Source organism: Sinorhizobium sp. FG01 (assembly GCF_002531875.1).
Classification (GTDB): Bacteria; Pseudomonadota; Alphaproteobacteria; order Rhizobiales; family Rhizobiaceae; genus Sinorhizobium; species Sinorhizobium fredii_C.
The window spans coordinates 20957-42581 of record NZ_NWTB01000012.1; the positions used below are offsets into that span (position 1 = coordinate 20957).

The following is a 21625-nucleotide window of genomic DNA, read 5'->3' on the forward strand; positions in this document are numbered from 1 at the left end:
TCCCATGCTTCGCACCAGGCCCACGGTCTTGCCCTCTGGCAGCCATGGAATTTCCGCCCGATGCTTACTCAAACGGGAGCCGGGCTTGTGTGCCCCGTCTCCGGCACCCTCATCCGCACCATTCGCCATCCGAGAAATCCAAATGCGATGGCGACCAAAGGATTCAGAATGTTGAAGAAGCAAAACCCGGCATAGACGGCAGTCGGAACTCCGAGAGCTGCTGCCATATACGCGCCGCAACTGTTCCACGGCACAAGGGGCGATGTCACGGTCGCCGAATCTCCCACCACTCGCGAGAGCATGACAGGTGCCATCCCGCGGTTCGCGAATGACGGCCCGAACAACCTGCCCGGCAATGCGACGGAAATATATTGATCCGACGTGACAACGTTCGAAATTATCGATGTGCCGACGACCGTCGAGATGAGGCCGGCGGCCGATTTGGTCCGCCTCACCAGTGGCTCGATCAGCCGCTTCAGCAAACCGGCATGTTCGACCACCGCGCCAAAAGCAAGGGCCGCGACGATGAGCCAGACCGTGTTCATCATGCTAGACATGCCCCCACGGGTCAGGATGAGGTCGATGGATTTCTCCCCCGTCGCGGAGACGTAGCCGTTGGCTAGCGCTGCCCAAGCACCCTTGAGCAGTGCGAGACCGAAGGGCAGATCCGGCACTGAGGCAAATACTGCGACGCGCTCGGGATCATGCAAAACCGCGAGGACTGCACCCGCAAGAGCGCCGATGAAAATCGCCACGAAAGGTGGCAGGCGGAATAGGGAAAACAGCAGGACCAGCAACAGGGGAAGGAACGACCAGAGCGAGACGCTGAGCTTGCTGTCGATCTTTGCCAAGGCTTGCGTCGCATCGAAATCGGCCGGCTGCCCAAGGAGCCCGAAGATGAGCAGACAAACCGACAGCGTCGGTACCGACGTCCAGAGCGACTCGCGGATGTGACTGTAGATGTCCGATCCCGCCGTAGCGGTCGCCAGATTCACCGTGTCCGACAGTGGCGAGGCCTTGTCGCCGAAATAGGCGCCCGATATGACCGCTCCGGCCGTGATCGCGGGCGACAGGCCCATATTGGCGGCGACACCCATAAGCCCGATGCCGATCGTCCCTGCCACCGTCCAAGAACTGCCGATGCTGAAGGCGACCGCAGCGCATACAAGCGCGGTGGTCGCGTAGAAGTACGTCGGGCTCAGCAGCTTCAGCCCGTAATAGATCATCGCGATGATCGTGCCGCTCATCGCCCAGGTGCCGATCAGTGCCCCGACGGCGAGAAGGATGAGGATCGCCGGCAAACCGGCTGCGATGCCGTCGACAACCGCTTGGCGAATGCCTGCCCAGGGCAGGCCGTTCTTGTAGGCGACGCACGCCGCGATGATACCGCAGAAAAGCAAGGCGATCTGGTTCGGACCGGAGGATGCGTCGTCGCCAAAAAGGGAGAAGGAAAGCGATAGAAGGATCACCAGCGCGATACAGGGTATGAGTGCGTCGACCAGCGACGGCGGCCTTGCAGTGTCGTCGCGGACGATGTCGTTCATGGTCAGCCCCTGACTGGCGCTGGGTCGCGCTCGTGCCAGGTCATATCCGGAAAATTCGGGTTGATGATCGTGCCCCGTTTGCCATTCAGGATTGCAGCAATGTCCTGCAGTGCCCCGATCGCGGCGGTCTTTCCGGTCTGCCTGGCGAACTCGCAGGCGGCTTCGACCTTCGGCCCCATCGAACCGGCCGGAAACGAATAGGCGCCGAGCTTGTCCGGATTGGCCTTGAAGATTGCCTTCTGATTCTCCGTTCCCCAATCGGTGAACACGGCGTCGGCGTCGGTCGCCATGATGAGCAGGTCCGCCGAAAGCTCCCGGGCAAGCAGCGCGGAGCAGAGATCCTTGTCGATAACCGCTTCGACGCCGGCGAGCGTCCGCTCCTTGTCCGGTACGTACATGGTTGGAATGCCGCCGCCGCCGGCGCAGGTCACGATGGTCCCCTTTTCGAGAAGCCAGCGGATCGGCCGGATCTCGAAAATCCGCTTGGGAACGGGAGACGGGACGACGCGACGCCATTTGTTGCCGTCCTGCTTGAAGATCCATCCCTTTTCCTGATGAACCGCCGCCGCCTCGTCAGCCTCATACACTGGCCCGACGAACTTGGTGGGGTTTTGGAAAGCCGGATCGTTGCCGTCCACCTCCACCATCGTGAGCAAAGTTGCGAACGGCACTTCAAACGGAAGCAGGTTGCCAAGCTCCTGCTCGAGCATATAGCCGATCATACCCTCCGTCTCCGCGCCAAGGACGTCGAGCGGATAGGCTTCGTCCGCCTTGTAGGCGGCGCCCTGAAGTGCAAGCAGTCCGACCTGGGGGCCGTTGCCATGCGTGATCACGAGCTGATGCTCGCCAGCGATCGGCGCTATTGCCTCGGCCGCAATCTTGATGTTGCGCCTTTGCACCTCCGCGGTCATCGGCTCTCCGCGTTTGAGGAGGGCATTGCCCCCCAATGCGATGACGACACGCATCTTCAGTCCCCCAAGGTTGCGACCAGCAGCGCCTTGATCGTGTGCATGCGATTTTCCGCCTGCTCGAAAGCGATGTTCGCCTCGGACTCGAAAACGTCGTTGGTGACTTCGAGGCCATTTTCCATTCCGTATTCGCTGGCGATCTGCTTTCCGAGGGTCGTCTCGGTGTCATGGAAGGCGGGAAGGCAATGCATGAACTTGACCTGGGGATTGCCGCTCGCCTGCATCAATCCTGCATTGACCTGGTATGGCGTAAGGAGCTGGATTCGCTCCTTCCAGACCTCCTTCGGTTCCCCCATCGATACCCAGACATCGGTATGGATGAAATCGACGCCCTCCACGGCCGCCTGCGGATCGTCGGTGATCGCCAGGCGCGCTCCCGAGCGATCCTCCAGCCTATTCGCGATGGTCTGAAATTCTTCAGACGGCCAGAGCGACTTCGGCCCGCAGATCCGCACGTCCATGCCCAGCAGGCAACCGACGATCAACAGCGAATGTCCCATGTTGGACCGCGTGTCACCGACATACGCGTATTTGATGTCGCTGATTGGTTTGTCGCTTTGCTCACGCATCGTCATGACGTCGGCGATCATCTGAGTGGGATGATACTCATCGGTTAGGCCGTTATAGACGGGCACACCGGCATATTTGGCCAAGGTCTCAACGCCGTGCTGGGAAGCACCGCGATATTCAATTGCATCGTACATGCGTCCCAGTACGCGGGCCGTGTCCTTGAAGGACTCCTTGTGTCCAATCTGCGAGCCAGCCGGATCGAGATAGGTCACGTGCGCCCCCTGATCCGAGCAGGCCACTTCGAAGGCGCAGCGCGTCCGCGTCGAAGTCTTCTCGAAGATCAGGCAGATTTCCTTGCCCTTCAGATGCTGCTGTTCCGTGCGCGCGTATTTTGCGCGTTTCAGATCGCGCGCGAGATCAAGCAGGTAACGAAACTCGCGAGGTGTATAGTCCTGCACCGTGAGAAGCGAGCGATTGCGGAGATTGAAACTCATGATGCTGCTCCATTTGCCAATCAGGATGGGGAATTCTTCAGTGAGCCGGCTCTCTCCAGATCGGGCATGTCATGCAGTGGCCGCCGCCTCGGCCCCGACCCAATTCAGCGCCGCGGATCGTGATGACCTCGATGCCGGCCTTCCTGAGAAGCGTATTCGTGTGCGTATTGCGGTCGTAGGCAACGACCACCCCGGGCTCGAGCGCAACAACATTGTTGCCATCGTCCCATTGCTCTCGCTCCGCCTCATAGGCGTTGCCGCCGGTGGCGACGGTTCTTAGCTTCCGCAGGCCCAGAGCTTCGCTGACAACTTCGAGCATCCGACGCTCCTCGGCGCGCACCTCGAAATTGCCGTCGTCATCGACGGGGTGCATGCTGTAGCAGCGGATCTGGTCCACCACTTCGGCGAAAAGCGTCACGACGTCACGGTCGCAGAAACTGAACACCGTATCGAGATGCATCGCGGCCCGGCTCTTCGGCATCAGGCAGCCGATGACCTGGGTCGCTGCCTTGTTCCTGAACAAGGTCTTCGCCATTTGCCCGACGGCCTGATAGGTCGTCCGCTCCCCCATCCCGACGAGCACGGTGCCGTTGCCGATCGGCATGACGTCGCCGCCCTCCATCGTCGCATTGGCAAATTGCTCGTCCGAGTCGCCCCACCAGATGTGGAAGTCGCCTCCCTTGAAGGTCGGATGGAACTTGTAGATCGCGCGCTGCACCAGTGTTTCGGCACGGCGCGCCGGCCAGAACATCGGATTGCATGTCACACCGTTATAGATCCAGCAGGATGGATCACGCTGAAAAAGCGTGTTCGGAATGGGGGGGATGACGAATTCCAGCCCCCCGAAGGCGCCAACCATCAGCTTCTTGCCCCTGCCCTCGGGGAGGTCCTCAATGGCAATTCCACCGATGAGGTAAGCGGCGAGCTGTTTCGAATCCATCTCGTCGAGCCAAGGGCGCATGGCTTCGGCAATCTGAGAGCCCAACACGTTCGGCGTGATTCGGCGATCGAGGACGAATGTGCGGGCATCCGCATCCGCAAGCGTTTCTGCCAGCAGATCATGGAGCTCGAGTACTTCGATCCCTCTTTCCTGCATCTTCAGGACAAAGTCGAAGTGATCCTTTTGAGCCTCGTGGACCCAGATGACATCATCGAACAACAGGTCGTGGCAATTGGCCGGGGTCAGTCGTTGATGCGCCAAGGATGGCCTGCACACCATCACAGTTCTGAGCTTACCGACTTCCGAATGAACACCAAAGTTGCGCATTCGCGTTTCCTCCTTGAACCGGAGTCTTTGCAACTTGACCCACCATGCTCAGAGCGGGCTTATCTTTCCGATCCACAGCAGATAGGCAGCAAGGATCGCGAGCAGGACGACCAGTCCGGCGAGCCAGATTTCGAAGCCGGCGAAGGCCCGTTCACCTCGCTCCTGCCTGGCCCTCGCATAGACAAGGAGGCCGGGGGCGAACAGGATCGAGCACATCAACAGATAGCTGAGCCCGGCAGCATAGACCAACCAGATGCCATAGAGCGTTGCCAGGGCACCTATGGCGATATCCTTGCTTCGGCCGGACGCCGCCTGTTGGTAAGTCTCTCCGCTCAATGCGAGCTTAAGCGCGTAGGCTCCGGAAAATACATAGGGCGGCAGTATGGCGACCGACGCGATGAAATAGAAGAACTGGTAGGCGCTCTTGGAAAAGAAGCTCAGAACGAGGAAAAGCTGAATCAGGATATTGGTCGCCCAAAGTGAGTTTACCGGCGAGCCGTTTTCATTGTCAGCGGCGAACCATCTCGGGAATGTTCCATCGCGGCCGCAGGTGTACGGAATTTCCGAGCAAAGCAACGTCCATGACAAGAATGCGCCGCCGACGGAGACGATCAACCCTGCATTGATCAGGGCTGCTCCCCATTGTCCGACGAGCGGCTGCAGCACCCCGGCCATTGACGGCACCTTGAGGCCGGCGAGTTCAGGCTGGCTCAATATGCCCGTCGAAAGCAAGGACACGAGGACGTAGATTCCAAGCGCTCCGATAAAACCGATTACCGTCGCCCGGCCAACGTCGGAGCGCCGGGCCGCGCGCGCCGAGTAGACGCTCGCCCCTTCTATACCAATGAAGACCCACAAGGTGACCAGCATAGTGCTTTTCACCTGCGCCATGACGCTGCCGAGGTCGGGGGCATCGAGGGCACCACCACGGCCCCAGAAGTCGAGCGTGAACCTGTCCCAATTGAACGCGACGATTGCAATGAGGACGAAAAGGAAGAGCGGCGCGAGCTTGGCGATGGTCGTCACGATGTTGACGAAGGCAGCCTGCTTGACACCTTTCAGCACGAGCCAATGAATGGCCCAGAGGCAGAACGAGGCGCCGACAATCGAAACGAGATTGTTGCCATCTTCGAACACCGGGATGAAGAAAGACAGTCCGGAAAAGATGGCCACGGCATAGGCGACATTTCCAAGGAAAGCGCTGAGCCAATATCCCCAAGCACTGATGAAGCCCACGAACGGGCCAAACCCAGCCTTGGCGTATGCATAGGGGCCGGCGTTGAGATCCGGTTTGCGGTTTGCCAGCGTCTGATAGACAAATGCGAGCATCAGCATGCCGAAACCAGTAATGATCCACCCGATGAGTATCGCCCCGGGGGACGCGGCGCGCGACATATCAGACGGCAAATTGAAAACGCCGCCCCCTATCATCGACCCCACCACAAGCGCGGTAAGCGGCAGGAGCGTCAGCTTGTCGGAATGCGCCTCGGATTTGAAGGTGCCCTCTTGCGCTATCGTCATGTCTCCCTCCAAGTCGCATGCGGTCGTTGCATCCATGCGATTCAGCTCGTCGGGCATAGCGGCATTGGGCGTTCGGTGAGACGCGCCCGTTCCACTCCGTCAACTTTAGGAATGGACCGTCGGCATGTCATTGATTTGAGACAAATGACGGCTGACCCCGTCGGTTTTCCTTCAAACCTCGGCGGTTTGCCAAGGCGCAGCGGTAATTTTGTCCCCTGTTGATTGCGATCAACGACTGGCCCTCCGGTTACATAATAAAAGGAAGAATTGCCTGCACGCAGGAGGGATTTGACAATGTACAAGACTCCGACAAATCGAGCGGCGGTGATTGTCTTTTCGCTGGTGCTAGGTGCCGCGGCGCCCACGGCCGCAGACGAGTACTACGATGGCATCGACATAAACCAGCGCATCATCGACGGTCAGCGAGAGCCCATCAACAAGTATCTCCTCAAACGAAGAGACGCGGCACAAAGGCCGGATCCGGGCGCCACGGGTACAATCAACAGACCAGTAAAGCCGCCCCCGAAAAATCCTGCAACCAACGCTCAGCCATGAGCAAAGCCCGGCGCGACGGTGCACCCACCCGTCGCACCGCGCATCCGTTCGAAAGCTCTTGCCCCGGGGGTAGGAAAATGGACAAACAGCGGATTCTCGTGCTTTGCCGCGCCACGGCAGTTGCTCTGGCGCTCCTGACACCCGGCGGTCTCGTTCTGGCCCAGCAGAAGGAAACCCCTGCACCGGCTGCGCCGGCCGAGGCGGCGCCCGAGCCGCTCAGCGACGACGAACTCGAAGTCCTGGTCGCGCCGATCGCCCTCTATCCGGACGAGCTGGTGGCGCTGGTCTCGGCCGCCTCGCTCTATCCGCTGCAGATCGTCGAAGCCGAGCGGTTCCTCGAGGCCCGCAAGAAGAAGCCCGAGCTGAAACCGAAGGAAAGCTGGGACGGCAGCGTCATCTCGCTGCTCAACTATCCCGAGATCGTCAAGATGATGAGCGAGGATCTCGAATGGACACAGAGCTTCGGCGAGGCGATCGCCAACCAGCAGAAGGACGTGCTGATCGCCGTTCAGCAGTTGCGCGACGAGGCCGTCGCCAAGGACATCATCAAGACCGACGACAAGATCAAGGTGGTCGAGGAGGGTGACAACATCATCATCCAGTCGGCGAGCCCGGAAACCATTTATGTGCCGCAGTACCCGCCGGAGATGCTCTACGAGCCGGACTATGCGCCGGTGCCGATCGACTATTATGACGAGCCCTATCCGGCCTACTGGTATCCGGGCGCCGCCTTCTTCGCCGGTGCCGTCACCGGAGCGATCTTCGGCGCCATCGTCGATTGGGACGATTGGGGTGTCTGGGGCGGCGACTGGGACGGCGACATCGACGTCGACTGCAACAAGTGCTTCAACAACATCGACTTCGACGGCAAGCTCAACTTCAACGACATCGACTGGAAGAATGTCGACCGCAGTAAGCTCAGCTTCGACCGCGACCAGCTAAACAAGTTCGACCGGACGAACATCAAGAACAACATCAAGGCCAGGGGCGACAACAACCTGCGCAACCGCGCCGCCGAGATCAACCGAAACCGGCCGCAGGCGCGACCGGGCGGCAGCGGCGGTGGGCTCAAGGATGTGCGCAAGAGCACGCTCGAGGGACTTAAGGCGCAGCCGAGACGGGAAGCGTCCGCGCGGCCCTCAACACGCCCCGTCGGCGGGCAGGCGGTGGCGAAGGCGAGAGCCGACGGCGGCAAGCCGAGCGTCAACCGGCCGAAGGGCAAGAAGTCCTCGGTCAACCGGCCGGCCGGCAAGAAGAAGATGGCCTCGAAGGCGCAGAACCGGCCAAGGAAGCCGTCGGGCCTCGGCAACGTCAATCACGGCCGGCGCGAGATGGCTTCGTCGCGGCGCGGCGGCCATAGCATGGGTGGCGGCCATCGTGGCGGCGGGCGGCCGCAAATGAGCCGCGGAGGCGGCAGGCCGCCGATGGGCCGCGGCGGGGGTGGCCGCGGTGGCGGACGCGGCGGCAGACGTTAAGCGGACGAGGGAGAACGATCATGAGCAAGCTCTTTCATTCTCTTCTTATCGGAACGGCGATCGGGGTCACGCTCGCGGTGGCATCCATCGATTTGAGCTTCGCGCAGGTGAAGCCGCCGGAAAATATCGAAGACTATGCCGCGCAGGAGGATCCGCCGGCCTTCGACGATCCGGCCAAGGCGGTGGAGGCGCTCAAATCGGCGCTTGCCGCCAATGACTTCGACGGGGTCGCCAAGCTGCTCGGCCTCGACGCGGCGAAGCTTAGGACCGGCGAAGGGGCGATGGACACCTTCGCGCAGATTCGCGAGGGCGCGGCCCGCAACATGCGAGTGCGCGATCTCGAGGGCCGCAAGATCATCGAGATCGGCGACCGGCTCTGGCCGCTGCCCTTCCCGGTCAGCAAAGGCGAGGACGGCAAATGGGCCTTCGACACCTATATCGGGCTTGAGGAGATCGTCAACCGACGCGTCGGCGAGAACGAGCTCGAGGCGATCGAGACGGTGCGCGCCTATGTCGAGGCGCAGAAGGACTATGCCAGTCGGGATCGCGACGCTGACGGCGTCCTCGAATACGCCCAGAAGCTGATCAGCACCGCCGGCCAGACCGACGGCCTCTACTGGCCGGCGGAGCAGGGCGATGGCGAGAGCCCGGTCGGTGACGCCATCAGCGAGGCGGCGCTGGAAAAGGCCAAGGCCGGCGAAGGCTATTTCGGCTATCGCTACCGCATCCTTACGTCACAAGGCGACAACATCGCCGGCGGCCGGTACGACTATGTCATCAACGACAACATGATCGCCGGCTTCGCGCTGATCGCCTGGCCGGTCCGCTATGCCGAGACGGGCGTTAAGACCTTCCTCGTCAATCAGCAGGGCATTGTCTACGAGCGCGATCTGGGGGCCAGCACCGAAGCGATCGTGCCGTTCATCGACCGTTTCAACCCGGACGACACTTGGAGCGTCGTGGCGGATTAAATGCATGTCGGCGAGAAATGCGCCGACATGCGCTTCCGGAGGGCCCCGACCGAAGCGGCAACCCTCACTTGACGTCGGATTTGACGAACTGGCGCAGTTCCGGCGTTTGCGGATCGGCGAAGAGAGCCGCTGACGGCCCCTGTTCCCAGATCTTTCCCTTGTGCATGAAGATGGTCTGAGTGGCGACGCGGCGGGCGAAACCCATTTCGTGCGTCACCAGGATCATGGTCATGCCGTCGCGGGCGAGCTGTTCCATCACCATCAGCACCTCTTCGGTGAGTTCCGGGTCGAGCGCCGAGGTCACCTCGTCGAAAAGCATCACCTTCGGCCGCATGGCGAGCGAGCGGGCGATGGCGACGCGTTGCTGCTGACCGCCGGAAAGCTGGTCCGGATAGGAATCGAACTTTTCCGACAGCCCGACGAGTTGCAGCACTTCGCGGGCAACGTCCCACGCCTTCGCCTTCGCCACGTCCTTGACGATCCGCGGCGCCAACATGATGTTCTCGCCGACCGTCAGATGCGGGAAGAGATTGTAGCTCTGGAAGACGATGCCGACATCGGTGCGCAGCTTGCGCAGCGCCTTGGCATCGCCCCCGAGCGCGTGACCGGCGATCTCGATCTTGCCCGAATTGATCTTCTCGAGCCCGTTCATGCAGCGCAGCAGCGTGCTCTTGCCCGAGCCCGAACGTCCGATCAGCGCAAAGACTTCGCCGCGCCCCACCGACAGCGACACGCCCTTGAGGACTTCGAGAGCGCCAAAGCTCTTGTGGACGTTTTCAACGACTACTTCCGGCATGAAGCCTCCTTTCCAGCAAGCGCGAGAGCTGGGACAATGGGTAACAGACGACGAAATAGAGGGCGGCCACCGCCAGGAAGACGCGGAACGGCTGGAACGTCGCATTGTTGATGAGCTGCCCGGCCCGGGCGAGTTCGACAAAGCCGATGATCGAGGTGATCGAGGTGTTCTTCACCACCTGGACGGCAAAGCCGACCGTCGGCGGCAGAGAGATGTGGATCGCCTGCGGCAGGACCACATAGCGATATTGCTGCAGCCGGGTCATGGCGAGGGATTCCGATGCCTCCCATTGCTGCTTCGGCACGGCCTGGATGCAGCCCCGCCAGATCTCCGCCAGATAGCCAGAGGCGTAGATCGTCATCGAGGCGCCTGCGGCAATGAGCGGCGGCAGTTCGAAGCCGGCGAGACTGAGGCCGTAGTAGGAGAGGAACAGGATCATCAGCACCGGGATGCCCTGGATCACCTGGATATAGGTGGCGGCGGCAAGCCGCAGCGGCTTCAGCTGCGACGTGCGGGCGAGCGCCATGGCGAAGCCGAGGAGACCGCCGCCGATCAGCGCGATCACCGTCAGCAGGAGCGTCCATTGCAGCGAAAACAGCAGAAAGCCGAACTGGTCGAGGCCGAAGGTCTTGAAGGTCATGCCTGCACCTCCGGGAGGGCCGTCATCGTTCGCCGGGCGATGCGGCGGCCGAAGAGCCACATGCCGCCAGCCGCAAGGGCGGCGCGCAGCGCCAGCGCCAGGACGAGATAGATCAGCGTCACGGCGATATAAATTTCGAAGGACCTATAGGTCTGCGATTCGACGAAAGCGGCCGAGGCGGCGAGTTCCTGGGTCGAGATCGCCGAGCAGATGCTGGAGGCCAGCATCATCAGCACGAATTGGCTGCAGAGCGCCGGATAGACCTTGGCGATCGCCGGCACGATGATGACGTGGCGGTAGATCTGGAAGCGGGTGAACCCGAGCGCCTCGCCGGCCTCGATCTGAGACTTGTGCACCGCCTCGATGCCGGCGCGGATGATCTCGGTCGAATAGGCGGCAAGATTGATCGTCATGCCGATCAGCGCGGCCGTGTCGGCCCCGACGCGCAGGCCGAGCCCCGGCAGGCCGAAATAGACGATGAACAACTGGACCAGGAAGGGCGTGTTGCGGATGATCTCGACATAAGCATCCACGAGAAAGCGGACCGCACCGCCCCAGATGGATCGGACAGAGGCAAGCAGGATGCCGGCGGCGCAGCCGAGGATGATCGACAGCACCGAAATTTTGATCGTCAGCCAGATGCCGCTGAGGAGCTGGTCGTGGTATTGGGCCAGCACGCCGAACTGAAACGTATAGGACATGAAGACTCCGTCGACGTTGAAAGATTCGCCGGATGTATCGCCGGCGAATCTTTGAGAGACGCAATCAGAAGGTCGGCAGCGCCGGCATCGGCCGGCCGGTCCACTTCGTGGCGATCTTGTCGAGATCGCCGGAGATCTTCATCAGGTAGATGGCGGTGTTGAGCCACTGGCGGATCTCATAGTCCTCCATCCGGGTCGCCATCGAATTGCCCTGCTGGAAGAAGGTGAAGCCGACCTGCAGGCCGGCATCCGGGCGCTGCTTGATGATCGCCTCGCCGACCGTCGAGGGCAGCGCGACCGCATCGACCTGTCCGGCGATCAGCGCCTGGGCGCTGGTGGAATCATCCTCGTAGACAACGATTCCCAGGCTTGGGACCGCCGCCTTGCGCAGCGCCGTTTCCTGCGACGAGCCGCGGTTGACGGCGACGCGCTTGCCTTCGAGATCGGCCAACTTGGCGAATTTCTGGTCGGGACCGGAGATGATGTCCATGTTGAAGGCGCTGTAGGGCTGGGTGAACATCACCGTCTTGGCGCGCTCGCCGGTCGGCGCCAGCGTGGCGACGAGGAAATCGACCTTGCCGGTCTGCAGCGCCGGGATTCGCGCCGGCGGCGTCAGCGGGACGAGTTCGACCGGAAGCGACAAATAGCCGGCGATCAGATTCGCCACGTCGACGTCGTAGCCGGTGGGATTGCCCTGCTCGTCGACCATGCCCATCGGCGGCGCGCCCGTCAGCACGCCGATGCGGACGGTGCCGCGTGAGATGATGTCATTGAGCGTGGCTGCTTGCGCCTCGGCGACCGAAGCGAGACCGACCGCGGCTATGCCGACGGCTGCCACCATTGTGCGCAGAAAATTCGAAATCGTCATGGTTTCTCCTCCACTTGGTAAATCGTCATTGCCGGACTCTGCCCGCTCCTCGCGGGCTCTCGAAGTCCGGACATCGCCCTCTTGCCGCCGGGCCTTCGCAGGCGCAGCGGCACCATCTCGCCGCGAGCGCCGATGCGACGCCCGCAGGCAAACAACTCATTCTTTCCGGCTGTTTTCCCTTGAAAGGCGCCGAAGGTTATCGTTAACTTAAGCTGATGTTATCGATAACAAGGCCGCTCGTCAATCGGCGAAGCGATTTTGGCGAAAAGGAGGATCGAGTGAACCTGCGCGGAAAGGTGATCACGCTTCACGACGTAGCGGTCAGGGCCGGCGTCAGCCGGATGACCGTCTCAAAGGTGCTGCGCGGCGCCGGAAACATTTCGGCGGAAACGCGCCGGCGGGTGAAGCAAGCCGCCGACGAGCTCGGCTATCTGCCAAACCATCTTGCCGGGACGCTGAGTTCCCGCAAGAGCCGAATGGTGGCGGTGATCATTCCGTCGATCAGCGACATCGTCTTTTCGGAGGTCCTGAGCGGCATCAATGCGGCGCTTCGGCCAGAGGGCTTTCAGACCTTCATCGGCGAATCGCTGTTCGACCCGCAGACCGAAACCGAGCTCATCCGCGCCATGCTGTCGTTCCGTCCGGCCGGCCTCCTCTTGAACGGCGGCATGGCGCGGAGCGCGGAGGCGGAAAAGCTGCTAGCCCGGCGAAACTGCCCGGCGATCCAGCTTTGGGATTGCGACGCCGGGGCGTTGGATTTCAGCGCCGGCCCGTCGCACGAGGAGGCCGGACTGCTTGTGGCAAAGCATTTCCTTGAGCGCGGCCTACGCCGCATTGCCTATGTGGGCGCCGAGCTCGACAAGGATCTCTGCGCCCGCCGGCGCTATCTTTCTCTCAAGTCGGCTCTTGCCGCGGCAGGCATCGATCTCCTGCGCGTGACTTGCGACGACCGGCCACGCCAGGCCGTCACCGGACGCTTTCTGACGGAAGAGCTGATGCGGGCGCACCCCGACGTCGATGCCATCCACTTTCTCAACGACGCCATGGCGCTCGGCGGTCTTTCCTACCTGCACCAGGCCGGGATTTCGGTGCCCGACCGGATTTCCGTTGTCGGCTTCAACGGCACATCGCTGGCCAACGCCGTCCGAACACGGCTCACGACGATCGACATGGCGCGAACGGAGATCGGCGAGAAGGCGGCACAGGCGCTGCTGCAGATGATCGCGGCGAAGGAGGTGCCGGGGGCCTGGCAGGCGACGCTCAAGGTGGTGCAGGGCAATACCACCGTAGCCGCATAGCAAAAAAAGGGGCACCATTCGCGGTGCCCCAGTCCTGGGAGATCACATCTTGCCCCAGAGCTTCTTGTAATGGTTGCGATAGCCGTTGTCGGGATCGAAGGTGTTCTTCGGGCCGCCGTCGAACTCGACATTGTCGGCGGTCACCACATGCAGCGGCGACAGGTAGCTCGACCATTTTTCGCCGGCGAAGGCGCGGTTCAGTTCGTCGACCAGCTGCCAGCCCTGCAGGTTGAGCGGCTCGGCAACCGTGACCTTCTGAAATTGGCCGGCGCGGATGCGCTGATAGGCGGATTCCGAACCGTCGCCGGCGGCGACGTTGATCGGCGCGTCGGTGCCGCCCTTGCCGGCGGCGGCAAGCGACGGTCCCATGAAATCGAAATAGAGGTCGTTGATCGCCAGCGAATGGGTCCATTGGTCGCCGTATTTCTGCAGGAGCGAGGTGGTCAATTGCGGCATGCGCTGCGACGTCTCCGCGATCGGCGTGTCGACATATTCGAGCACCTTGCCGCCGAGCGCTTCGATTTCGGTCTTCATCTTGTCGGCCTTGGCAATGGCGATCGCATAGGTCGAGTCGGTGAAGATCACCACGCCGGGCTTGCCCTTGGCGTCGACGAAGGCCCAGTTGGCGGCAGCCTTCGACACTTCCATCGCGTCGGTGCTGACATTGGCGAAGAGCCCGGTCTTATCGTCCGGCCCGATCACCGGCCCGGCATGCCAGGCGACGAGCGGAATGCCGGCGGCCTTGGCCTGTTCGAGGGCCGGCGCCTGCTCGACGGCGTCGAAGCCGTTGATGATGATGCCGGCCGGCTTCAGCGCCATGGCCTGGCCGAAAGCCGCCGTGCGGCCGCCGATCGAGCCGGCGCCGTCGATCACCTTTACCTCCCAGCCGATCGCGGCCGCAGCCTCCTCGACGCCGGTGGTGACGCCGAGGATGCCGCCGTTTTTGAGGTCGCCGGCGAGCACGACGATGGTCTTGCCCTCCTGAGCCTTCGGCCCCGCCGTCGGCCCGTCCCAGACGGTCACCTGGTTGGCATATTTCGTGACGATTGCCTGAGCATCGGCCATCGGATCGGCAAAGGCGACATTGGCGCCCATCAGTGCGATTGCCACCACCGTGCCTGTCATGAAAGTCCTGCGTTTCATATACCCGTCCTCCCTTGGGTTCGTTATTCGATGCAGATTTTTGAGTTCACTTCGTTCCAGCCGGCTCCGGGACGGCCGCCGACGGCTTGCGCGTCACCGTTCCCCTCCTGCGCTGCGCGTAGCCGGCGATGCCGATCGCGACGAGCAAGGTGACGCCGTTGAAGAGCGGTTCGACGAAGAACGAGCCGCCGAATTGCTGGATGCCGGAGATGCCGACGGCGAGGATGATCACGCCGATCATCGTGCCCCAGACATTGACACGGCCGGGCTTGATGGTGGTCGAGCCGAGGAAGGCCCCGACCAGTGCCGGCAGCAGATATTCGAGGCCGACGCTCGCTTGGCCGATCCTAAGCTTCGAGGCGAGCAGCACGCCGGCAAGCGCGGCGAGCGTGCCGGAGGAGACGAAGGCGCCGATGACGAAGCGGCGCACCGGAATGCCGTTCAGCGCCGCCGCCTTGGGGTTCGCACCGATCGCGTAGACATAGCGGCCGATCGGCAGATATTCGAGCACCAGCCACAGCGCCAGCGCCAGGACGAGCACATAGAAGCCGGTGATCGGCAGGCCGAGCAGCATCGTCCCGTTCATGGAATAGAAGCCCTCCGGCAGGACGCCGACGACCTGTCGGCCGCCGGTGTGCCAGAGCGCCAGCGCATAGAGGATGGTTCCGGTGCCGAGCGTGGCGATGAAGGAGTCGATCCGCGCCACCTCGACGAGCAGGCCGTTGAGGAAACCGGTCAGCGCGCCGAGCAGCAGCACGATGACGACGGCGACCGGCCAGGGCACGCCGAACATCGTCTGCAGGCTGATTGCCAGGATGTGCCAGAGGACGATGCCGTAGCCGACCGTCAGGTCGATGCGGCCGGAGGCCATCGGGATCATCGCCGCCAGCGACAGGATCGCGATGATCGCCTTGTCGGAGATGATCGAGCGGACATTGAGCACCGTCGGAAAGGTCTGCGGCAGGAGCAGCGAGAACAGCACGATCAGCAGCAGCGTCAAGATGACGAGGCCATAGACCGGCAGGAAGCGGATCAGCTTCTGCGCCAGGCTGATGCCGGCAAGCTCGCCTCTTGTCGGTTCAAGAGCGGTGGATTCAATCGACTGCATTTTCTTCTCCCTGAACTCAGGCGGCTTCGGAGGCCGAGGCGGCGGCGATCACCGCCGAGGTCGTCAGTTCTTCGCCCTTCAGCTCCCGGACGATGCGTCCGCGCGAGAAGACCAGGGCGCGATGGCAGATATGGGCGATTTCCTCGAAATCGGTCGAAACCACGACGACCGCGAGCCCAGCCTCGAGGGCGCGAGCGATCAGCCGGTAGATGTCGGCCTTGGCGCCGACATCTACGCCCGCCGTCGGATCTTCGGCGACGAGCAGCTTGCGGCCGGTCGCGAGCCAGCGCCCGACCACGACCTTCTGCTGATTGCCGCCGGACAGCGCCTCAATCGGCAAGCTTTGGTCGTTCGGCCTCAGCCCGACGCTGTCGCCGATCGCTTTCGCCAGGGCGGCCTCCTTGGCGGGGGCGAGAACCGAAAGCAGCCCCCGGCCCGAGGCCCCAGGATTGAGAAAGGTGTTTTCGCGCAGCGACAGCGACATGGCGACAGATTCCTCCGTGCGGTCGCGGGCGATCAGCCCGACGCCGGAGCGCATAGCCGCCACCGGGCTCGTCAGATCGGGGGTCTCGCCGCCGATCGTCACCGTTCCCGAAAAGGGCTGGCAGCCGAACAGCGCGCGGCCGACCAGTTCCTGGCCCGCGCCGCGCAGGCCGACGAGGCCGATGAGTTCGCCCTTCAACACATCGAAGGAGACCGGCCCGACACCCTGGCAGGCGAGCTGCCGGACGCTGACCACCGCTTCGCCCGGCCGGCTCTCCGCCTTGACGAAGAGCTGGTCGGCCTTGCGTCCGACGATCATCTCAATGAGCTCGTCCGGCGTCGTCTGGGCAACCGGCTTCTGGCCGACGAGTCGACCGTCGCGGAGCACCGCGACCCGGTCGGCGATCCGGAAGATCTCGTCGAGCCGATGCGAGACGTAGATCATCGCGACGCCGCGCTCCTTCAGGGGCCGGATGGCATCGAAGAGCCGCTCGACTTCGTCGGCCGGAAGGCTCGCCGTCGGTTCGTCGAGCACCAGCACGTCCGCCTCCACAGCCAAGGCGCGGGCGATCGCCACCAGCGATTTTTCCGTGCGGGTCAGGGATTGGATGCGCGTCGAGGGTTCAAAATCGCAGCCGACGAGACGCAGCGCCTCGCGTGCCCGCTCCTCCGTTCGGCGCCAGTCGATCAGCCGCGTCCGCATCGAGAAGCCCTGCGCCAGACCGACATTCTCGGCGACCGTCATCCATTCGATGAGGCCGAGGTCCTGATGGATGAAGGCTACTGGCTGGCGCTTGTTCGGCTTCGGCGGCTGGTTGACATAGGGCTCGCCGCGGAACCGGATTTCGCCACCATCCGGCCGGTAGATGCCGGCGAGCGTCTTGATCAGCGTCGACTTGCCGGCGCCGTTCTCTCCGAGAAGCGCGAGGATTTCACCAGCTTCGAGATCGAGCGAGACCTGGGTGAGCGCCTTGGTGCCGCCGAACTCCTTGGTGATGGAGCGGAACTCCAGCAGCTTTTGACCATCCATGCGCTCCTCCCAAAGCCAATTGAGGCGGAGCTTATGTTATCGATAACATGATGGTCAAGAGGGATATTGAGGGAACGCGACATGCGGTGCGGGCCGGAGATCATGACACGCCGGCGCGTCTCACCCTTATGTTGTTCTGCACATAAGAAACGCCGGAAACGGCTTCGGCGCAGTCCTCCGCCTGCCATTTGTCTTTTCGGCTGGAAACGAACCCGCCGAGGGTCACCTCGCCGCTCGAAACCGAGACTTCGATGTCGGAAGCGTCGAGCCATGGATCTTCGGTCAGCCGGTCGTTGACGTCTTCCGCGATCCGCGCATCTGGTCGCTTGTAGCCGCGGGGGCCCTTTCCCCGGAAGCTCCCCACTTCATAGTGGGTCCTGCGGCCGCCGGGCCAGCCCTCCTGACCGGAACGGTCCCGGAAGGGCGGCACGTTCTCATAGGGGTCGAAGGAACCGAGTTCCTCGATGCGGTGCGCCAGATCTCGACCCGAGAGGCCATAGGGATCGCCTCCGCCGCGGTCCGAGCGTCGCAACGCGTCCGCGAACCATTCGCCGTTGTAGCGCCGGTCGCCGCGGCGACCCCGCCGCTCCTCGTCAGATCCCCTCTCGCGGAACGATCCGCCATGCCATGCATAGTCGCGCCGCGGCTCGGGGCGTGCCGGAATTCGCCTCTGGTCCTGCCAATTGTCTTTCATCCACCCTCCTCCATCCTTCCCTGGAAGGGATGCCCGCTGGTCGATCCGGCGAGCATCGATATGTGCCGATTGCTACGCCAGGATGATGACGATCTTCAGCGACGAGGGTTCGACGATGACGATCCGGCCGTCCGCCAGGACGAAGAACAGATAGCCCTCGTATCTCGGCACAATCTTGACGATGCGCGCCGGAACCGGCTTCAGCTTGACCTTGACGGTTTCCGGAACGGCGACGCCGACGGATACGTCGAAGTCGAGGTCGATGGGCTCGACCTTTTCTTCCTTGATGATCTGGGTGATCTCGGTCTTCTGCTCCACCGTCACGTTGACATCCGTGGACGAGCCGGAGGCCTGACCCTCCTGGGTTTTCTGCTGCTCACCTTCGCCGGACTGCTGCTGCTGCTCGGTCTCGCCCTCGGCCGGCTTCTGCTCGGTGCCGGACTGGGAGGCGCCGCCCTCGGTCTCTTGCTGCTGATCGGAGCTGTCCTGGCCTTGCTGCTGCTGTTGTTGCTGCTGCGTGTCGGTTTCCGTTTGCTGCTGCTGATCCGGTTGTTGCTGCTGGTCGGTGCCGCCCTGCTCGGGCTGCGCCTGCTGCTCGCCCGACTGGCCCTGCTGGCCCTCGCCGGTCGCTTCGCCGCCCTGTTGGGTCGCTCCACCCTCAGCATCGGGTTGCTGGCCCTGTTCGGCGCCGCCCTGCGGACATTCCGTGCCTTCCGGGCACGCGGTCGTTTGCCCCTGCGCCGGCTGCTCTGTCTGCGCGAGCGCCGGCCCGTAGGCGACGCCCAGGCTCAAGGCAAGAGCGCTCTTGATAAGAATGCCTTTCATCGACTGTTCTCCAGATTCACAGTCCCTTCCGCTGGCCAACCGCGAGGCGAAAAGTTTGTTCCCTGGAGGTTCTTGCCCGGCCGGCGTTTGCCCTAATCCATAAGGAGTAAGGCATGATACTTCGTTCCCGAACCGTTGCTCTGCTGTTCGTACTTACTTCAGCCATTGATTGTGGAGGCGACGGGCGGCGTAGAAGCGCGGCTTCGCCCGATGGAACAACTTGCCGCGGACCGGGTTGAAGGCTGCCGGACGGAAGGCGGGAGTGAAAATGAAGGAGCATCTGGAGGCCATTGCCTCGGCGTTGAACGGGCGGCATGCGGTGTTGTTCGTGGGCGCCGGCGTGTCGATGAGCGTCGGCTTGCCATCCTGGAGAACGCTGATCGACCATATGCTGGATGACCTCCATCTCGACTGCTCCGTGATGAACGATCAGGACGTCACCTATCAAACGATTGCCGAGTGTTACCGGCTGGACCATGGGAATATAGATGCACTCTGCACATGGATGCGTGAGAATTGGCACGTCTCTCCAGAAAGCATCAGGAAATCCGACTTGCATCGGCTGATTGTCAGCCTCGATTTCCCGATCATCTACACCACCAACTACGACAGCAATCTCGAGGTGGCCTACGAGGTCCACGGCAAGCCCCATTCTAAGGTCAGCCACGCGAGAGACATGGCCACCGCTCCTGCGGGGGTGACTCAGATCATCAAATATCACGGCGACTTCGACGATGTCGAAACGCTCGTCCTGACCGAGACCGACTATTTCGACCGGCTGTCCTTCGACTCGCCGCTCGATGTGCGCTTCCGCAGTGATGCCCTCGGGGCGACGGTGCTCTTCATCGGATACAGCGTGTCGGATCTCAATATCAGGCTGCTCCTGCACCGAATCTGGAGCACCTGGCGGGGATCCGGCTATGAGAGAGATCGGCCGCGATCGTACGTCTTCATGTATAAGCCCAATCCGGTGCAGAAGGCGGTCCTGAGCCATTGGGGCGTAACGGTGCTCGACGGAGAAGGGTCAAACCCGCAGGAGGCGCTGCTTGCTTTCATTCGCGCGCTTTGCTCGGAGGCGGGCTGTCGTGAAGACTAGGCGCTCGACCTTGTGGATGGAGCCAATGTTTGGGCATGATTACGGGCGTGCCGACGCCGTTGGCAGACAAAGGCCAAAAACTCGGCGCGCGTTAGACTCGCGAGCGCACTGTCAGGTGGGACCCGGTAGCTCTGGCAAGGCGTCCGGCACCCGATCCCAAGGAGCATGGCTGTGCGGAAAGAATGACCAGGTCGGCTTGAACACCGAGGGATCGTCGAGCGTGCCCGCGTAGATGTTTACGAAGTCGGGAATTACCTCGGGCGTGCTGAAGAGAAGACTACCACAGGTGGGGCAAAAGTGGCGGACCGTCATCTTTCCGCTCCCTCCGGGAGCCGCGTAGCCTCTTGTCTCGCCGCTAATCGTTACCCTCTCGCGTGGCATGCTCATTGCCGGGACATGGCCCGAACCGGAAGCCCTTTGGCAATCCCGACAATAGCAGACCAATGAACAATCCGGATCACCCTCGCACTCGTAGCGCACCGCACCGCACAAACAGCCACCTGCTATCATCACCATCTCCTGAATCACGCCGGACTCCCTCGAGAGCCGAAATCCCAATCCTGGCTCTTACGTCAGGATCACTCGATCTACACCGAGCGGGTAAGCCCGCCATCCACCCGGATATTCTGGCCTGTGATATAGCTGGCGCCCTCGGAAGCAAGGAAGGCGACGGTGGCGGCGATCTCTTCGCTCGTGCCGTAGCGCTTCATCGGCACGCTGTCGCGGCGGGCATCGGTCGCCGGCAGGCTGTCGATCCACCCCGGCAGAATGTTGTTCATGCGGATATTGTCCTTGGCATAGCTGTCCGCATAGATCTTCGTATAGGCGGCGAGCCCGGCGCGGAAGACCGCGGAGGTCGGAAACATCTCCGAGGGCTCAAAGGCCCAAGCCGTCGAGATGTTGATGATCGAGCCGCAGCCCTGGCCCTGCATGATCGGCGTCACCAGCCGCACGGCGCGGATGACGTTCATCAGGTACGTGTCGAGGCCCCTGTGCCAATCCTCGTCGCTGATTTCGATAATCGGCGCGCGCGGCCCGTGACCGGCGCTGTTGACGAGCACATCGATCCGCCCCCAGGTCGAGAAGGCAAGATCAACGAGCGTCTTCAGGTCCTCGTTCGACTGGTTCGAGCCGGTTACCCCGACGCCGCCAAGTTCATTGGCGAGCGCCTCACCCTTGCCGGAGGAGGACAGAACTGCAACCTTATAGCCGTCCGCAGCCAGTCGCCGCGCCGCCGCCGCCCCCATGCCGCTGCCGCCTGCCGTTACAAGCGCCACTTTTTCCTGTGCCATGTGCTGTCCTTTCGCCTGTCGATTCGGCCGAGTTTGACATGGCGCGCGGTGCGCGCAAAGCCGAGCATGTCCAGTCGATGCTGGGCCGGACGCCGCACAAAGCCGCCCCGGCCGCCATCCAGCGTCGAGAATCCAGCACGATTTCGATAATACGCCCCCGACATCTGCGCAATTCGGATATTCCAGCGCGATTGGGCTAGCGGCGAGGCGCATTATTTACGGAAGTCTAATGTTTTCAATGGACCATGGGCCCGGTTCGTTCTCGGTTGCAGGGCTGACGGGTCGGCGACGGAGCGCTTCGGCGCCTGCCGCAGAGCGGAGATCGGACCGGGAATGGGCAAGGCCG

The 21625-nt window shown here is 62.4% G+C and carries 21 protein-coding genes; 5 read left to right on the forward strand and 16 right to left on the reverse strand.

Features of this window, described 5'->3' with window-relative positions:
• Positions 1–68: 68 nt before the first annotated feature.
• From CO656_RS20300 to arcD, 5 genes are read right to left on the reverse strand one after another with little or no spacing between them, the layout of a single operon-like run.
• Positions 69–1544, reverse strand: a complete 1476-nt coding sequence (locus tag CO656_RS20300; protein WP_097526905.1) for a Na+/H+ antiporter NhaC family protein — start codon at positions 1542–1544, stop codon at positions 69–71.
• Between the two features lie 2 nt (positions 1545–1546).
• Entirely contained in the window at positions 1547–2509 is a 963-nt protein-coding gene (gene arcC / locus CO656_RS20305; RefSeq protein ID WP_097526906.1) for a carbamate kinase, read from the reverse strand.
• A gap of 2 nt (positions 2510–2511) precedes the next feature.
• Complete coding sequence (locus CO656_RS20310; RefSeq protein ID WP_097526907.1) at positions 2512–3516, reverse strand: ornithine carbamoyltransferase; 1005 nt, start codon at positions 3514–3516, stop codon at positions 2512–2514.
• A 37-nt stretch (positions 3517–3553) separates the two neighbouring features.
• Positions 3554–4783: an arginine deiminase gene (gene arcA / locus CO656_RS20315; RefSeq protein ID WP_037421179.1), complete on the reverse strand. Its 1230-nt coding sequence runs from the start codon at positions 4781–4783 to the stop codon at positions 3554–3556.
• Positions 4784–4831: 48 nt separating this feature from the next.
• The gene (gene arcD / locus CO656_RS20320) at positions 4832–6361 is read right to left on the reverse strand and encodes an arginine-ornithine antiporter (protein WP_234819532.1); all 1530 of its coding nucleotides are present in this window, start codon (positions 6359–6361) and stop codon (positions 4832–4834) included.
• A gap of 237 nt (positions 6362–6598) precedes the next feature.
• On the opposite strand from arcD, the gene CO656_RS20325 reads away from it, so the two are divergent.
• The 3 genes from CO656_RS20325 (at position 6599) to CO656_RS20335 (ending at position 9305) form a co-directional block, all read left to right on the forward strand.
• Positions 6599–6859, forward strand: a complete 261-nt coding sequence (locus CO656_RS20325; RefSeq protein WP_037421181.1) for a hypothetical protein — start codon at positions 6599–6601, stop codon at positions 6857–6859.
• A 77-nt stretch (positions 6860–6936) separates the two neighbouring features.
• Complete coding sequence (locus CO656_RS20330) at positions 6937–8334, forward strand: DUF3300 domain-containing protein (protein WP_097526908.1); 1398 nt, start codon at positions 6937–6939, stop codon at positions 8332–8334.
• A gap of 20 nt (positions 8335–8354) precedes the next feature.
• Positions 8355–9305: a DUF2950 domain-containing protein gene (locus tag CO656_RS20335; protein ID WP_037421198.1), complete on the forward strand. Its 951-nt coding sequence runs from the start codon at positions 8355–8357 to the stop codon at positions 9303–9305.
• A 64-nt stretch (positions 9306–9369) separates the two neighbouring features.
• On the opposite strand, the gene CO656_RS20340 is transcribed toward CO656_RS20335, so the two are convergent.
• The 4 genes from CO656_RS20340 to CO656_RS20355 all read right to left on the reverse strand — a co-directional run bounded on the left by CO656_RS20340 (position 9370) and on the right by CO656_RS20355 (position 12310).
• A complete protein-coding gene (locus CO656_RS20340) occupies positions 9370–10101 on the reverse strand; it encodes an amino acid ABC transporter ATP-binding protein (RefSeq protein ID WP_037421200.1) in 732 nt (243 codons plus the stop codon).
• Positions 10082–10741, reverse strand: a complete 660-nt coding sequence (locus CO656_RS20345; RefSeq protein WP_097526909.1) for an amino acid ABC transporter permease — start codon at positions 10739–10741, stop codon at positions 10082–10084. The genes CO656_RS20340 and CO656_RS20345 overlap by 20 nt, the downstream gene beginning before the upstream one ends.
• The gene (locus CO656_RS20350; protein ID WP_037421206.1) at positions 10738–11442 is read right to left on the reverse strand and encodes an amino acid ABC transporter permease; all 705 of its coding nucleotides are present in this window, start codon (positions 11440–11442) and stop codon (positions 10738–10740) included. Before CO656_RS20350 ends, CO656_RS20345 begins: the two co-directional genes overlap by 4 nt.
• Before the next feature lie 64 nt (positions 11443–11506).
• Positions 11507–12310 (reverse strand): transporter substrate-binding domain-containing protein, encoded by an 804-nt coding sequence (locus tag CO656_RS20355; RefSeq protein WP_097526910.1) that lies wholly within the window; start codon positions 12308–12310, stop codon positions 11507–11509.
• A gap of 278 nt (positions 12311–12588) precedes the next feature.
• Here CO656_RS20355 and CO656_RS20360 point away from each other — a divergent pair, with 278 nt between their 5' ends.
• The gene (locus CO656_RS20360; protein WP_097527028.1) at positions 12589–13608 is read left to right on the forward strand and encodes a LacI family DNA-binding transcriptional regulator; all 1020 of its coding nucleotides are present in this window, start codon (positions 12589–12591) and stop codon (positions 13606–13608) included.
• A 42-nt stretch (positions 13609–13650) separates the two neighbouring features.
• On the opposite strand, the gene CO656_RS20365 is transcribed toward CO656_RS20360, so the two are convergent.
• The 5 genes from CO656_RS20365 to CO656_RS20385 form a co-directional block, all read right to left on the reverse strand.
• Entirely contained in the window at positions 13651–14751 is a 1101-nt protein-coding gene (locus tag CO656_RS20365) for a substrate-binding domain-containing protein (protein WP_097526911.1), read from the reverse strand.
• 46 nt (positions 14752–14797) lie between these two features.
• The gene (locus CO656_RS20370) at positions 14798–15859 is read right to left on the reverse strand and encodes an ABC transporter permease (protein WP_097526912.1); all 1062 of its coding nucleotides are present in this window, start codon (positions 15857–15859) and stop codon (positions 14798–14800) included.
• Between the two features lie 16 nt (positions 15860–15875).
• A complete protein-coding gene (locus tag CO656_RS20375; protein WP_097526913.1) occupies positions 15876–17372 on the reverse strand; it encodes a sugar ABC transporter ATP-binding protein in 1497 nt (498 codons plus the stop codon).
• 100 nt (positions 17373–17472) lie between these two features.
• The gene (locus CO656_RS20380) at positions 17473–18066 is read right to left on the reverse strand and encodes a BON domain-containing protein (RefSeq protein ID WP_097526914.1); all 594 of its coding nucleotides are present in this window, start codon (positions 18064–18066) and stop codon (positions 17473–17475) included.
• Between the two features lie 72 nt (positions 18067–18138).
• On the reverse strand, positions 18139–18891 hold the full coding sequence (locus CO656_RS20385; protein WP_097526915.1) for a DUF1236 domain-containing protein: 753 nt from the start codon (positions 18889–18891) through the stop codon (positions 18139–18141).
• Positions 18892–19159: 268 nt separating this feature from the next.
• Here CO656_RS20385 and CO656_RS20390 point away from each other — a divergent pair, with 268 nt between their 5' ends.
• A complete protein-coding gene (locus CO656_RS20390; protein ID WP_097526916.1) occupies positions 19160–19987 on the forward strand; it encodes an SIR2 family protein in 828 nt (275 codons plus the stop codon).
• 111 nt (positions 19988–20098) lie between these two features.
• On the opposite strand, the gene CO656_RS30870 is transcribed toward CO656_RS20390, so the two are convergent.
• Positions 20099–20503: a GFA family protein gene (locus tag CO656_RS30870; RefSeq protein ID WP_141471739.1), complete on the reverse strand. Its 405-nt coding sequence runs from the start codon at positions 20501–20503 to the stop codon at positions 20099–20101.
• Between the two features lie 71 nt (positions 20504–20574).
• Positions 20575–21279, reverse strand: coding sequence for an SDR family oxidoreductase (locus tag CO656_RS20400; protein WP_097526918.1), 705 nt, complete (start codon positions 21277–21279; stop codon positions 20575–20577).
• Positions 21280–21625: the final 346 nt, after the last annotated feature.

What these genes read in the sequence shown, in the direction of transcription:
- CO656_RS20300 (WP_097526905.1), bottom strand. Translation starts at nt 1,544, where the DNA reads ATGAACGACATCGTCCGCGACGACACTGCAAGGCCGCCGTCGCTGGTC.
- arcC (WP_097526906.1), bottom strand. Translation starts at nt 2,509, where the DNA reads ATGCGTGTCGTCATCGCATTGGGGGGCAATGCCCTCCTCAAACGCGGA.
- CO656_RS20310 (WP_097526907.1), bottom strand. Translation starts at nt 3,516, where the DNA reads ATGAGTTTCAATCTCCGCAATCGCTCGCTTCTCACGGTGCAGGACTAT.
- arcA (WP_037421179.1), bottom strand. Translation starts at nt 4,783, where the DNA reads ATGCGCAACTTTGGTGTTCATTCGGAAGTCGGTAAGCTCAGAACTGTG.
- arcD (WP_234819532.1), bottom strand. Translation starts at nt 6,361, where the DNA reads ATGCCCGACGAGCTGAATCGCATGGATGCAACGACCGCATGCGACTTG.
- CO656_RS20325 (WP_037421181.1), top strand. Translation starts at nt 6,599, where the DNA reads ATGTACAAGACTCCGACAAATCGAGCGGCGGTGATTGTCTTTTCGCTG.
- CO656_RS20330 (WP_097526908.1), top strand. Translation starts at nt 6,937, where the DNA reads ATGGACAAACAGCGGATTCTCGTGCTTTGCCGCGCCACGGCAGTTGCT.
- CO656_RS20335 (WP_037421198.1), top strand. Translation starts at nt 8,355, where the DNA reads ATGAGCAAGCTCTTTCATTCTCTTCTTATCGGAACGGCGATCGGGGTC.
- CO656_RS20340 (WP_037421200.1), bottom strand. Translation starts at nt 10,101, where the DNA reads ATGCCGGAAGTAGTCGTTGAAAACGTCCACAAGAGCTTTGGCGCTCTC.
- CO656_RS20345 (WP_097526909.1), bottom strand. Translation starts at nt 10,741, where the DNA reads ATGACCTTCAAGACCTTCGGCCTCGACCAGTTCGGCTTTCTGCTGTTT.
- CO656_RS20350 (WP_037421206.1), bottom strand. Translation starts at nt 11,442, where the DNA reads ATGTCCTATACGTTTCAGTTCGGCGTGCTGGCCCAATACCACGACCAG.
- CO656_RS20355 (WP_097526910.1), bottom strand. Translation starts at nt 12,310, where the DNA reads ATGACGATTTCGAATTTTCTGCGCACAATGGTGGCAGCCGTCGGCATA.
- CO656_RS20365 (WP_097526911.1), bottom strand. Translation starts at nt 14,751, where the DNA reads ATGAAACGCAGGACTTTCATGACAGGCACGGTGGTGGCAATCGCACTG.
- CO656_RS20370 (WP_097526912.1), bottom strand. Translation starts at nt 15,859, where the DNA reads ATGCAGTCGATTGAATCCACCGCTCTTGAACCGACAAGAGGCGAGCTT.
- CO656_RS20375 (WP_097526913.1), bottom strand. Translation starts at nt 17,372, where the DNA reads ATGGATGGTCAAAAGCTGCTGGAGTTCCGCTCCATCACCAAGGAGTTC.
- CO656_RS20380 (WP_097526914.1), bottom strand. Translation starts at nt 18,066, where the DNA reads ATGAAAGACAATTGGCAGGACCAGAGGCGAATTCCGGCACGCCCCGAG.
- CO656_RS20385 (WP_097526915.1), bottom strand. Translation starts at nt 18,891, where the DNA reads ATGAAAGGCATTCTTATCAAGAGCGCTCTTGCCTTGAGCCTGGGCGTC.
- CO656_RS20390 (WP_097526916.1), top strand. Translation starts at nt 19,160, where the DNA reads ATGAAGGAGCATCTGGAGGCCATTGCCTCGGCGTTGAACGGGCGGCAT.
- CO656_RS30870 (WP_141471739.1), bottom strand. Translation starts at nt 20,503, where the DNA reads ATGGTGATGATAGCAGGTGGCTGTTTGTGCGGTGCGGTGCGCTACGAG.
- CO656_RS20400 (WP_097526918.1), bottom strand. Translation starts at nt 21,279, where the DNA reads ATGGCACAGGAAAAAGTGGCGCTTGTAACGGCAGGCGGCAGCGGCATG.